Origin of the sequence: Duganella aceris, from assembly GCF_011090165.1 — a bacterium.
Lineage (GTDB): Bacteria > Pseudomonadota > Gammaproteobacteria > Burkholderiales > Burkholderiaceae_D > Rugamonas > Rugamonas aceris.
On record NZ_JAADJT010000020.1, the window covers coordinates 1 to 13,290 of the forward strand.

Here is a 13,290-nt window from a genome sequence, read left to right on the forward strand (position 1 = left end):
GACCATAGCAAGTTGGTCCCACCCCTTCCCATCCCGAACAGGACCGTGAAACAACTCTGCGCCGATGATAGTGCTGCAACCAGTGTGAAAGTAGGTTATCGTCAAGCTAGTTATATAGAAAAACCCCCTTCCAGGTGAACCTGGTTGGGGGTTTTTTGCTTTTGTGCATTAAAATGGGCTGATCTCGGAGATGCAACCCTATGCCTTTTGTAATACGTGCCATCCATCTGTGTGCGCTTCTGCTGGGCGCGATATGCACCCTGAGCCAGGCGTCGTCGCTGAGCCTGCGGTTCGAACCGTTGGGCGTCGAACAGGGCTTGACCCAGGAATCCGTCACCAGCGTGTTGCAGGACAAGTACGGCTACATCTGGCTGGGAACGCAGGCCGGATTGAACCGCTACGACGGTTACCGCGTGACGGCGTTCAAGAACGATCCCGCCAATCCGCGCAGCCTGCTCGACAATTATGTGCAGGCGCTGTTCGAGGATGCGGCCGGCCGGATCTGGATCGGCAGCAAAGGCGGCCTGGACCGCTACGACGCGGCGGCCGGGTCCTTCGTCCATTATTTGAGCAAGGACAGCAACCTGTCCGTCACCAACATCGTCGGCGACGGCGCCAACGGCTTGTGGCTGACCACCAGCGACGGCTTGCAGCACTTCGATATCGCCAGCGGCCAGGTCAGGACCTTGCGCCACGCCGACAATGATCACGACAGCATCAGTGACGAGCGCGTCAACGCGCTGGCGCGCGACCAGCAGGGCAACCTGTGGATAGGCACCGCCAGCGGCCTGGAGATGATGCCGGCCGGCGGCGACAAGTTCCGCCACTTCGGCACGCGCGAGGCGCTGCCGGCAAATCACATCTTGTCGCTGTCGCTGGGCGCCGACGGCGTGCTGTGGGCCGGCACGCTGAACGGCCTGCAAGCATGGCGCGTGAACGGCACCGCCGCCGAAGCCATCCAGCTACCCGCCGCCGATGCGCTGCCCGAGCAACGCGTCACCAGGTTGCTGCACGATCATGACGGCACACTGTGGGCCGCCACCTTTGTCGACGGCCTGAAACGGCGCGATGCCGCCACCGGCCATTTCTACAGCTACCGCCGGGACGGCGTGAACCGTCACGGCATCAGCGACAACCAGATCAGCGCGCTATACCAGGACCGCACCGGCACCCTGTGGGTCGGCAACTGGTACGCGGGCGTGGACCGCGTCGACCTCAGCAGTGGCGGCTTCGAGCGCTACTCCGAGTCGCCCGGCGTCATGCCAGGCATCCTCAGCAGCAAAGTGCGCACCATCACCAGCGCCGGCGGCAGCAAGCTGTGGCTGGGCACGGCGGAAGGGCTGGTGCGGCTGGATACCGTGCAACGCGGCATCGAGGTGTGGCGGCGCGACGGACGGTCGCCGGGCGGCCTCCCGGTCGACCAGTTGATGTCGCTCGACACCGACCAGCAGGGCCGACTGTGGATCGGCGCCATCGGCGGCCTGGTGTGGCGCGATCCGGTCACCGGCATGTTCTCGCGGGTATCGCTGGGCGAAGGGACGGCGGCCAGTTCCGTGCAGCGGGTGCTGGTCGACCGCGCCGGCGTGATCTGGGCCGGTACGCGCGCCGGGCTGCACCGCATCGATCCGAGCACGCTGGCGGTCCACACCTATCCCATCGATCCGGATGAAGACGCCACCGTAAGCGGGCGCATCTACGCCTTGATGCAGGACGGCGACGGCATCCTGTGGATCGGCACTGAGAACGGCCTGGATCGTTTTGATCCCGCCGGCGGCAAGTTCCAGCATTACCGCCATGACCCGCGCAATCCGGACAGCCTGAGCCACAAGCGCGTGCACTTCCTGTACCAGGACGCGCAGCGGCGACTGTGGATCGGCACGGCGGCCGGCCTGTGCATGGCGCAACAAGGCGCCGAAGGCGCGCTGCATTTCCGCTTTTATCCGGCCAGCGGCGGCCGGGCCTCCAATCCGGTCGGCGCCATCCTGCCCGACGACAAGGGCCAGCTGTGGATCAGCACCACGGCCGGTATTTCGCTGTTCAATCCGGAGACCGGCCGATTCAAGGAGTACACCTCCAAGGACGGCTTGATCGACGGCTCGTATTTCATCGGCTCGGGCCACCGCGCGCCGGACGGCACGCTGTATTTCGGCGGCCTGGAGGGCATGACCGCGTTCAAGCCGGCGGACATCCACGACAACCCGTATCCGCCGCTGGTGTCGATCACCGATTTTTCGATTTTCAACCAATCGATCCTGAGCGATGTGGCGCGCCCCGACGTGCTGCCGCAAGGGCCGATTTATGAAGCGAAGTCGCTGGCGCTGACCTATCGCGACGCGGTGTTTTCGTTCGAGTTCGCCGGCGTGCATCACGCCGATCCACAGCGTAACCGCTACGCCTACCAGTTGCAGGGCTTCGATCCGCAATGGGTCATGGCGGACGCCAGCAAGCGCTTCGCCACCTACACCAATCTCGACCCCGGCCGCTACGTGTTCCGCGTCAAGGCGGCCAACAAGGACGGCGTGTGGAGCACCGAGCCGGTGTCGCTGGAGCTGACCATCGCGCCGCCGTTCTGGAAGACCTGGTGGTTCCGCCTGCTGGTGGCCAGCCTGGTGCTGGGCGGCGCCTACCTGCTGTTCCGCCTGCGCATCCGCCGGCTGATGCGGCAAAAACAGGAACTGGAAGTGCAGGTCGGCAGCCGCACCCGCGAGCTGGTGCTGCAAAACGCCTCGGTCGAGCGGCAGAAACAGGAGGTCGAGCGGCAGAAGGAAAGCGTGGAACTGGCGCACCGGAATATTTCACTGCTGTCCGACATCGGCCGCCGTATCACCGCCAACCTCGACAGCGAAGCCATCATGTCGATGCTGTACCAGCAGGTGCACGCATTGATGGACGCCAGCGTCTTCGGCATCGGCATCTACCGGCCGGAGCAGGAGCTGATCGAGTATCCGTTCGCGATGGAGCAGGGCAAGCGCTATACGCCTTACACGCGCAGCATGCGCGAGCCCAACCAGTTGGCGGTGTGGTGCATCCTGCAGGCGCGGGAAGTATTCATCAACGACCTGGAGCAGGAATACCAGCATTACATCGCCAACCTCGACATGGTGTCCGGCGCCGACCACATGGGAACGCTGGAGGACGGTTCGCTGCCGACCGAGCCGCGCTCGTTGATCTATGTGCCGATTTCCGTCAGCGGCCAGGTGCGCGGCGTGATCACCGTGCATAGCTATCGCGCCGACGCCTACCAGCGCATCGACCTCGACATGCTGACCACGCTGGCTTCGTATGTGGCGGTGGCGTTCGCCAACGCCGATTCATACCGCAAATTACTGGACACCCAGCAGCAGCTGGTGGAACGCGAAAAGCTGGCGGCGCTGGGCTCGCTGGTGGCGGGTGTCGCGCATGAGCTGAACACGCCGATCGGCAACAGCCTGGTGATCGCCAGCACGCTGGAGGACCGGACCACCGAGATCGAGTCGCGCAACAACCAGAACGCGATGCGCCGCTCCGATCTGAACAGCTTCATCGAAGCCGCGCGCGAAGCGTCGACGTTGTTGATGCGCAGCCTGCGCAATGCGGCGGAGTTGGTCAACAGCTTCAAGCAGGTGGCGGTGGACCAGGCCAGCGCCAAGCGGCGCGAGTTCAACCTGAACCAAGCCAGCCAGGAAATCGTGACCACGATGAAGAACCAGATCCGCAAGGCGGGTCATCAGATCGAACTGGACATGCCGGACGATATTTCGATGGACAGCTTCCCGGGACCGTATGGGCAGGTGGTCATCAACCTGATCAACAACGCGCTGTTGCACGCCTTCGATGACCGCAGCGGCGGCGAGATCCGTTTGTGGGCGGTGCGCCTGGGCTCGGATCAGGTGCGTATCGTGTTCCAGGATAACGGCAGGGGCATCGCCATCGAACACCAGGCGCGCATCTTCGATCCCTTCTTCACCACCAAACTGGGGCAGGGCGGCAATGGCCTCGGCTTGAGCATCACCTACAACATCGTCACGTCGCTGCTGGACGGCACGATACGGGTCGACAGCGTGGTCGGCGTCGGCACCCGCTTTACGATGGATCTCCCGCTGAAGGCTTCTCTAGCGGGAGACTGAGCGGACGCGGCTTAGACGCCCCAGATGATGCTCTCGTTGTCCTGCTTGGCGGCGCGCAGCATCTCCAGCAATGGGAAGGCGCGCGCCGAGAAATGCACGCGTTGCATCACGGCGTGTTCCACCGTCTCGCCTTCTTCTTTTTCGTGCGCGTGCACATCGCGTTCGACGTCGTTTTCCGGGTGCAGCTTGCTCTCGGACACTTCATGCTCCAGCACGGACAGCGCTTCCGCCGCCTCGGCCGCCGTGATGACGCCACGGGTCGGATTTTTATGCAGCAGGTCGAGAATGCGCTGGGCATGCTCCTGATACATCAGGACTTCTGGACTGGATTTGGATTTGAATGCAATTAACATAGAGCGCTTTCTTAGTCTTATTGGTGAATGTTTCCACGGCGCGCCGGTTCTCGATGGCAACGGTGCTTTCCGTCACATTAGACATTAGGTCATGGCTGCGACTTTACAAGGTGCGCGCTCAGCTGTATGGACGCTGCCGCACATCCATTAAGCATTTTCTAAGCCAAGACATGAATTCAGTTTAATTTGAACGAACTCAGATAGGTCTCGACGCTCTCCTGCTCGATCTTGCCGGCGCGTCCCATGACGATCACCTGATAGATCCTCTTGTCCTTGGCGAGGAAGCGGCCGATCAGCCGCATCGCCTCGCCGTTGCCGCTGCCGGTGCCGGTGACGTCGAGCGTGCCGGCGGCTGAGGACTGATTGCCGGCGACGCTGGCGCCGATGTTGTTCATCAGCGCGGTTTGCATCGCCGTCAACGCCGCCGGCGCCAGCGCCGCGTCCGGCAGCTGCGCGCTGCCGACGGCGAAGATCACGCCGTCGACCTCGGCCGCCGCCATCGTCATGCTGACCTCCAGCTGGTCGAGCTTGACGCTGCGGGTCTGGCTCGCGGGCTTGCCGGGAAACAGCACCGCGTACGGCGCGTCGTTGCTGCGGTAATCGCGCCAATCGTACTTCGGACTGCAGGCGGACAATGCGACCGCCAGCAGCAGCGCCACGGAAAGTCGCGTCACGATTTTTTCGCCTTCTTCTTGCGCGCTTCCTCGGCGCGCTGCCATTCCTCGATATGGGCTTGCTGGCGCAGCACGCGCGACGCCGGATCGATGGTGTAGCCGGCGCCGGCCGGCAGGGTCAGCTCGCCTTTGCCATCGGTCATCGCCAGTTTTTCGACGCGCTCGTCGACGCGCACTTCCAGCGGCATCGGGAAGGCGCCGCCGTCCTTCAGCTTCCAGCTCAGCTTGAGCTTGTCGCCGCTGCGTTCCTCCACCAGCTCCGGCAGCGCGGCATGGTACAGATAGGCGTCGAAGAACCAGCCCAGGTCGCGGCCGCTGGCCTGGTTGGCGAAGCCGATGAATTCCTTGCTGCTGCTCCAGCGCGGCTGGAAGTTGCCCGGCGCCGGCGTCTCGCTGCCGTAGACCATGCGGCGGGTGGCGCGGAAGAAGGCGTCGTCGCCGATCAGGTTGCGCAGCGTATGCAGGATCAGCGAGCCCTTGACGTAGATGTCGTTGCCGGGGCCGCCGCGTTCGGCGTCGTAGACGTCCTCGATGCGCATCGACTTGCCGCTGACCACGGCGGCCTTGTTCTTGATCGCCTTGCGCTGGTTGAACAGTTCGGCCTGGAACTCCATCTCGCCGCGCAGCGATTGCAGATACAGGGGCTGCATGTAGCTGCCGAAGCCCTCGTGCAGCCACATGTCGTCCCAGTCGGCGTTGGTCATCTGGTTGCCGAACCACTCGTGCGACAGTTCATGGTGCAGCAGCCAGTCGTAGCCGTAGGCGGACTTGGCGTAGCCGTTGCCGTAGGCGTTGATGGTCTGGTGCTCCATGCCCAGGTGCGGCGTTTCGACCACGCCCATTTTCTCGTCGCCGAACGGGTAGGGACCGATGCGGCGTTCGAAGAAATCCAGCATCGGCGCGAATTCGCTGAACAAGCCCTGCGCCTGTTTATCGTGGCCTTTCAGGTACCACATGCGCAGCGGAATGGTGTTGCCGTAGCGACTGGCGTAGTCGGCCGACAGCATTTCATACGGGCCGATGTTGAGCGCGACGCCGTAGGTGCTGGGATTCTTGGCGCGCCAGTTGTAGGTGCGCCAGCCATCCTTCTCGTCCATGCCGAGCGCGATGCCGTTGCCGGCCACCACCAGCGGCGACGGCACGCTGATGTGCAGGTCGATCAGTTGCGGCTTGCCCATCGGATGGTCGATGCACGGCCAGAACATGTCGCAGCCTTCGCCTTCGACGGTGGTCGAGATCCATGGCTGGCCGTCCTCGGTCTTGCTCCACATGAAGGCGCCGTCCCATGGCGCGCGCTTGGCCACGTGCGGCACGCCGTGATAGCGGATGCGCACGGTGGTGCGGGCGCCGGCCGCCAGCGGCGTCGGCAGGGTCAGGTAGAGACGGCCGTCCGGGTTGCTGATCGCCGACGGCGCCAGCGCCACGCCGTCCACGCTGGCGGCATCCACCGGCAGATTGCGGTCGAGTTCGACCGCGATGCGGGTCAGCGGTTCCTTCAGCAGAAAGGTCAGCGCGGCGTCGCCGCTGATGCTTTGCGTGGCCGGGTCGACGCGCAGCGCCAGGTCGACGGTTTCAAACGTCACCGCCAGCTGCTCCGGCGCGCGCGGATTGCCGGAGTTGGAGGTGAATTCGGTGACGGGGGCTTGGGTGCTGGCGCAGCCGGCCAGCACGGCGCTGGCGGCGAGATAGAGAGGCAGGCGGGTCATGGGCTTCCTGGCGGGTTATAAATGTTCTGCGGACAATATAGCAGCATGACTAACGAAGAGGGAATGTTAGGCGCGCCGATCGGCAGAATTTAAAACGGCGCGTCAGCGCGGGTGCAGCGCGCGGCGGTATTGCATCGCCTCCATGACGTGTTTTTCCAGGATGCGTTCGCTGCCCGACAGGTCGGCGATGGTGCGCGCCACGCGCAGGATGCGGTGGTAGGCGCGGCCCGACCATTGGAAGTGTTCCATGCTCTGCTTGAGTTTGGCCTTGCCGCCCTTGTCCGGCTTGCACAACTGGTCGATTTCGCGCGTGCTCAGGTATTGGTTGCGCTTGCCCTGGCGCCGCAGCTGTAGCTCGGCCGCCGCCTGCACGCGGGCCGCGATCGCCAGCGACGATTCGCCGTCGGCGTCGGCGGCCAGGATTTCCGGCGGCACCGGGCCGACCACCATCTGCATGTCGATCCGGTCCAGCAGCGGGCCGGAGACGCGGCCCTGGTAGCGGTTGATGAGGTCGGGCGAGCAGTGGCACACGCCGTTGGGGTGGCCTTCGTAGCCGCACGGGCACGGGTTCATGGCGGCGATCAGCTGGAAGTGGGCCGGGAAGTCGGACTGCCGCGCCGCGCGCGAAATGGTGATGCGGCCGGATTCCATCGGCTCGCGCAACACGTCCAGCACGCGCCGGTCGAATTCCGGCAATTCGTCCAGGAACAGCACGCCGCGATGCGCCAGCGAAATCTCGCCGGGACGCGGCACGCTGCCGCCGCCGACCAGCGCGGCGCCGGAAGACGTATGGTGCGGCGAGCGGAACGGCCGGCGCTTCCACTGCTCGATGCGGAACTCGCCGGTCAGCGATTGCACCGCCGCCGCCTCCAGCGCTTCCTCGTCGGTCATCATCGGCAACAGGCCGGCGAAGCGCGCCGCCAGCATGGTCTTGCCGGTGCCGGGCGGGCCGACCAGCAAAATGCTGTGGTTGCCGGCCGCCGCCACTTCCAGTGCGCGCTTGACCAGCACCTGGCCCTTGACGTCGGCGAAGTCGGGATATTCCGGCGGCACCGGCTGCGGCGCCGCTTCGTGTCGCGACAGCATGGCGTCCACCGACTTGGCGGCGAAGTGGCCGCAGACCTGCAACAGCGAGCCGGCCGGATAGATGGCGGCAGTGGCGACCAGCGCCGCTTCGTCGGCGTTGGCCTGCGGCAGGATGAAGGCGCGCCGGCCGCCGTCGCGCCGGGTGGCCAGCGACATCGCCAGCGCGCCACGGATCGGCCGCAATTCGCCTGACAGCGACAGCTCGCCGGCGAACTCGTATTGGTGCAGTCGGGTGGAGGGGATTTGTTTGGAGGCGGCAAGGATGCCGAGCGCGATCGGCAAATCGAAGCGGCCCGATTCCTTGGGCAGGTCGGCCGGCGCCAGGTTGACGGTGATGCGTTGCGCGGGAAATTCGAAGCCGCCGTTCTGGATCGCGGCGCGGACCCGGTCCTTGGCTTCCTTGACCTCGGTGTCGGCCAGGCCGACGATGGCGAAACTGGGCAAGCCGTTGGCCAGATGCACTTCGACGCTGACTTCCTGCGCCTTCATACCGGCCAGGGCGCGGCTTTTGAGTACGGCTAGGCTCATGGGATGGCGCGCGGACAAGGGGATCCAGCCGCCAGCGTAGCCCAAGCCCGCCGCGTCGCCTTGCGCTAGCCCAAACGGGCGGGCGCGAGCGTCAACTTAGACGATCTTGCCGTCGACCTTGCCGTCCGCTTTGCTTTCCAGCTCCGCCAGGCGGGTTTCCAGCGCTTCCAGCTTGGCGCGGGTCTTGGCCAGCACTTGCGTCTGGATATCGAATTCCTCGCGCGTGACCAGATCCAGCTTGGAGAAGCCCTGCGTCATCATGGACTTGACGTTCTTCTCAATGTCCTTTGCTGGTGAGTTTTCGATTGCTTGGCTGATCTTGTTTTGCAAGTCGTTAAAAAAAGTGTTCATATCCATAATATTCCTTGATCTGGTTGGGCCGCTGACGCACTATTTCGGTGCGCATCGGCGTCAATGTGGTGCGAAATCCTGCAAATCCAACGCCGCACCGGCGCCGATTCCCACTTTGGGGTGAATAGACCCATTGTCGTTGATGATATGCCAGCTATCTCCTAGACAACATTAGCTGGCACGCATTCTGCTAAAGAAGCCATGGATGCTTTTCATTGCTTCGCTTCATACGGATTTTAAACCGCAACTGCCAACTAAGTTCAACTCACTAGGAAAACAAAATGAAACTGGCCAAGAACTTTACCCTGATCGCAGCATTGACGTTAGCATTCGCCTCCATGGCGCAAGCCCAGGAAGCCGCCCCGGCCGCGGCCGCAGCCGAACCGGTCCCGGACAACGTCGTCACCTACAACATCGCCGGTGTCAGCGAATACCGTTTCCGTGGCATCTCGCAGACCCGCTTCAAGCCGGCGGTGCAGGGCGGCGCCGACTATGTGAACAACCCTTCGGGTCTGTATGCGGGCACCTGGCTGTCCAACATCAAATGGATCAAGGACGGCGGCGGCGACGGCAGCGTCGAGTGGGACATCTATGCGGGCAAGCGCGGCCAGATCACCGATGACCTGGCCTACGACGTCGGCGGCCTGTACTACGCCTACCCATCGAACAAGCTGCACCCGAGCGCCAACACCTTCGAGCTGTATGCGCAGATCTCGGCCGGCCCGTTCTCGGTCAAGTATTCGCAATCGACCAGCAATCTGTTCGGCTTTGCGGACAGCAAGAATTCCGGTTACTTCGATGCCCAGTTCAACGGCGAGATCTATGACGGCTACACCCTGAACCTGCACGCGGGTCATCAGAACGTGCGCAACAACGGCGCGGCCAGCTATAGCGATTACAAAGTCGGCGTGACCAAAGATTTCGGCGTAGTGACGGTGGCGTTGGCCGGCTTCAAGACCAATACCGATGCCTACGTCGGACAAGGTAAGAACCTCGGCAAAGGCGGGGCTGTACTTACTATTTCCAAAACCTTCTAAGCGAGGCCAGTATGAAAATGATTACCGCCATTATCAAGCCGTTCAAGCTAGACGAGGTCCGCGAGGCCCTTTCGGCGATCAACGTGCAAGGCATTACCGTGACCGAGGTCAAGGGCTTCGGTCGTCAAAAAGGCCACACCGAGCTGTATCGCGGTGCGGAGTATGTAGTGGACTTCCTGCCGAAGACCAAGATCGAAGCGGCGGTGGACGATTCCATCGTCGAACAGGCTATCGAAGCGATCGAAGGCGCTGCCCGCACCGGCAAAATCGGTGACGGCAAGATCTTCGTGTACAACCTGGAACAAGTGATCCGCATTCGTACCGGTGAAACCGGCAACGAAGCTCTTTAAGGGGAAGATTGATGAAGAAAACTATAACAAGCTTGCTAGCTGGGGTATCCATCCTGTTCGCACTCGCCGCGCCGGTTCACGCTCAGGATGCCAAGCCGGCAGCCGAAGCGCCGGTAGCCGCCGCCGCCGCATCCGCACCCGCCGCTCCTGAAGCCGCGCCCGCCGCAGCCGCGCCTGCGGCCCCGGCCGCCGCCGAAGCCGCTCCCGCCGCCGCCGCGCCGACGCCGCAAAAAGGCGACACCGCCTGGATGATGGTCTCGACCCTGCTGGTGATCCTGATGACGATTCCCGGCCTGGCGCTGTTCTACGGCGGCCTGGTCCGTTCCAAAAACATGCTGTCGATCCTGATGCAAGTGTTCATGGTGTTCGCCGTGATCATCGTGCTGTGGTGCATCTACGGTTACTCGCTGGCGTTCACCGAAGGCAATGCGTTCTTCGGCAACCTGCATGACCGCACCTTCCTGAACAACATCTGGGATCCGGTCAAAGGCACCTTCGCCTACGCCGCCACCTTCAGCAAAGGCGTGGTGATTCCTGAGTTCGTGTTCGTCGCCTTCCAGGGCACGTTCGCCGCCATCACCTGCGGCCTGATCATCGGCGCCTTTGCCGAGCGCGCCAAGTTCACCGCCGTGCTGGCCTTCATCGTGATCTGGTTCACCTTCGCTTACCTGCCGATGGCCCACATGGTTTGGTTCTGGACCGGTCCGGACGCGATCAAGGACGCCGCCACGCTGGCGACCGAAACCGCGAAAGCCGGTTTCCTGTTCCAAAAAGGCGCGCTGGACTTCGCCGGCGGCACCGTGGTGCACATCAACGCCGCAGTCGCCGGCCTGGTGGGTGCCTACATGATCGGCAAACGCGTCGGCTACGGCCGCGAATCGATGGCGCCGCACTCGGTCACCATGACCATGATCGGCGCATCGTTGCTGTGGGTCGGCTGGTTCGGCTTCAACGCCGGCTCGTCGCTGGAAGCCGGCGACATCGCCGCGCTGGCCTTCGTCAACACGCTGCTGGCGACCGCCGCCGCGACCGTGGCCTGGGTATTCGCTGAATGGATCTTCAAAGGCAAACCATCGATGCTGGGTGGCGCTTCGGGTGCGGTGGCCGGTCTGGTCGCCATTACCCCGGCCTGCGGCTTTGTCGGTCCGATGGGTGCACTGGTGCTGGGCCTGCTGGCCGGCGTGATCTGCCTGTGGGGCGTGAACGGCCTGAAAAAACTGCTGGGCGCGGACGACTCGCTGGACGTGTTCGGCGTGCACGGCGTCGGCGGTATCCTGGGCGCGATCCTGACCGGTGTGTTCGCCGCACCGTCGCTGGGTGGCCAGGGCGTCTTCGACTACGTTGCCAACAAGGCATCGGCTGACTACGACATGACCGCCCAGGTGATCACCCAGGCGACCGGCGTCGGCGTCACCATCCTGTGGTCGGGCATCGTCTCGATCATCGCCTACAAGCTGGTCGATATCGTCATCGGTCTGCGCGTTCCGGAAGAAGAAGAGCGCGAAGGCCTGGACATCACCACCCACGGCGAGTCCGCTTACCACGCTTAATTGATCTTGTAGTAACGTCCCGCCACGGCGGGAGCAAAAAGCGCCTTCAAAGAGGCGCTTTTTTTATTGCCCGCCTTTAAAATAGGGTTTTTGCCCCGATTTGGGGTATCTACACGGTAATATTCGGTGTTCTGTGTGCCTGGAGGGTCGTCCTCCCGCATCATTTAAGGAAGTAATCATGGTTCCCCACCTCGCCACGGCCCTGACCGGACCGCTACTCGACCTCGAAGAAAAAATCCTGGCTTCGACCCCCGCCATCGAGCGTTGGTTCCGCCTGGAGTGGCAGGAGCACACGCCGCCATTTTATTGCTCGGTCGATATGCGCAACGCCGGCTACAAGCTGGCGCCGGTCGACACCAATCTGTTCCCGGGCGGCTTCAACTTCCTGGCCACTGAAATGCTGCCGCTGTCGGTGCAGGCGGCGATGGCGGCGATCGACAAGTATTGTCCCGACGCGCGCAATCTGCTGCTGATCCCGGAAGTGACCCAGCGCCACCCGGCCTACTGGCAAAACGTGGCGCGGCTGATGCAGATCTTCCGCCAGACCGGCTTGCACGTGCGGCTCGGCTCGCTGTCGCCGGACGTCACCCAGCCGACGCCGATCGCTTTGCCGGACGGCAACATGCTGGTGGTCGAGCCGCTGGTGCGTTCGCCGAACGGGCGCCGCGTCGGGCTGAAGGATTTCGATCCGTGCACGATTTTGCTGAACAACGACCTGTCGGCCGGGATTCCGGACATCCTGCAAAACATCCATGAGCAAAGCCTGCTGCCGCCGCTGCACGCCGGCTGGGCGCTGCGCCGCAAGAGCAACCACATGAACGCGTACGACGAAGTGGTCAAGAAGTTCGGCAAGCTGATCGGCGTCGATCCGTGGATGCTGAACCCGTTCCACGCCAAGTGCGACGCGGTCAACTTCCGCACCGGCGAGGGCTACGATTGCCTGGCCGCCAACGTCGACGCGCTGCTGGCCAAGATCAAGAAGAAGTACAAGGAATACGGCATGAAGGACCAGAAGCCGTTCGTGATCGTCAAGCCGGACGCCGGAACCTACGGCACCAGCATCCTGACGATCAAGGATTCCAGTGAAATCAAGGACTTGAGCCAGGCCCAGCGCGACAAGATGATCGTCATCAAGGATGGCAAGGAAGTGACCGACTTCATCATCCAGGAGGGCGTGCCGACCTTCGAGAGCATCAAGGACGCGGTGGCCGAGCCGGTGGTGTACATGATCGACCGTTATGTGGTCGGCGGTTTCTACCGCGTGCACGCCGAGAAGGGCATCGACCAGAACCTGAACGCGCCGGGGTCGCAGTACATTCCGCTGGCGTTCGCGCAGCAGCACGCGGTGCCGGACCTCAAGGCCAAGCCGGGCACGGCGGCGCCGAACCGCTTTTATGTGTACGGCGTGGTGGCGCGGCTGGCGCTGCTTGCGGCGTCGCTGGAGATGGAACGCACCGATCCGAACCCGGAAGTGTATTAAAAACCCGCACGGCGGCGTACAAGGGTCAGACCCCGGACGGGGTCTGACCCCGCCTCACCGGGTCAGGCC

General features: G+C 63.3%; 10 protein-coding genes and 1 rRNA gene. 6 read left to right on the forward strand and 5 right to left on the reverse strand.

Annotation, left to right across the window (positions count from 1 at the left end):
* Both rrf and GW587_RS29075 read left to right on the forward strand, forming a co-directional pair.
* A 5S ribosomal RNA gene (gene rrf, locus GW587_RS29070) occupies nucleotides 1-107 on the forward strand; the annotation flags it as partial.
* A 93-nt stretch (nucleotides 108-200) separates the two neighbouring features.
* A complete protein-coding gene (locus tag GW587_RS29075) occupies nucleotides 201-4,106 on the forward strand; it encodes a sensor histidine kinase (protein WP_166108399.1) in 3,906 nt (1,301 codons plus the stop codon).
* A gap of 11 nt (nucleotides 4,107-4,117) precedes the next feature.
* On the opposite strand, the gene GW587_RS29080 is transcribed toward GW587_RS29075, so the two are convergent.
* The 5 genes from GW587_RS29080 to GW587_RS29100 all read right to left on the reverse strand — a co-directional run bounded on the left by GW587_RS29080 (nucleotide 4,118) and on the right by GW587_RS29100 (nucleotide 8,810).
* A complete protein-coding gene (locus GW587_RS29080; RefSeq protein WP_166108400.1) occupies nucleotides 4,118-4,459 on the reverse strand; it encodes a DUF1840 domain-containing protein in 342 nt (113 codons plus the stop codon).
* Between the two features lie 176 nt (nucleotides 4,460-4,635).
* On the reverse strand, nucleotides 4,636-5,133 hold the full coding sequence (locus GW587_RS29085) for a hypothetical protein (protein ID WP_166108401.1): 498 nt from the start codon (nucleotides 5,131-5,133) through the stop codon (nucleotides 4,636-4,638).
* Nucleotides 5,130-6,839, reverse strand: a complete 1,710-nt coding sequence (locus GW587_RS29090) for a M1 family metallopeptidase (RefSeq protein ID WP_166108402.1) — start codon at nucleotides 6,837-6,839, stop codon at nucleotides 5,130-5,132. Before GW587_RS29090 ends, GW587_RS29085 begins: the two co-directional genes overlap by 4 nt.
* Before the next feature lie 102 nt (nucleotides 6,840-6,941).
* Nucleotides 6,942-8,453, reverse strand: coding sequence for a YifB family Mg chelatase-like AAA ATPase (locus GW587_RS29095; RefSeq protein WP_166108403.1), 1,512 nt, complete (start codon nucleotides 8,451-8,453; stop codon nucleotides 6,942-6,944).
* A 96-nt stretch (nucleotides 8,454-8,549) separates the two neighbouring features.
* A complete protein-coding gene (locus GW587_RS29100; protein ID WP_166108404.1) occupies nucleotides 8,550-8,810 on the reverse strand; it encodes an accessory factor UbiK family protein in 261 nt (86 codons plus the stop codon).
* Between the two features lie 275 nt (nucleotides 8,811-9,085).
* On the opposite strand from GW587_RS29100, the gene GW587_RS29105 reads away from it, so the two are divergent.
* From GW587_RS29105 to gshA, 4 genes are all read left to right on the forward strand, one after another.
* A complete protein-coding gene (locus GW587_RS29105) occupies nucleotides 9,086-9,841 on the forward strand; it encodes a TorF family putative porin (protein WP_166108405.1) in 756 nt (251 codons plus the stop codon).
* An 11-nt stretch (nucleotides 9,842-9,852) separates the two neighbouring features.
* Nucleotides 9,853-10,191, forward strand: coding sequence for a P-II family nitrogen regulator (locus GW587_RS29110; RefSeq protein WP_008444920.1), 339 nt, complete (start codon nucleotides 9,853-9,855; stop codon nucleotides 10,189-10,191).
* Nucleotides 10,192-10,202: 11 nt separating this feature from the next.
* Complete coding sequence (locus tag GW587_RS29115) at nucleotides 10,203-11,741, forward strand: ammonium transporter (protein ID WP_166108406.1); 1,539 nt, start codon at nucleotides 10,203-10,205, stop codon at nucleotides 11,739-11,741.
* A gap of 178 nt (nucleotides 11,742-11,919) precedes the next feature.
* Nucleotides 11,920-13,221 (forward strand): glutamate--cysteine ligase, encoded by a 1,302-nt coding sequence (gene gshA, locus GW587_RS29120; protein ID WP_166108407.1) that lies wholly within the window; start codon nucleotides 11,920-11,922, stop codon nucleotides 13,219-13,221.
* Nucleotides 13,222-13,290: the final 69 nt, after the last annotated feature.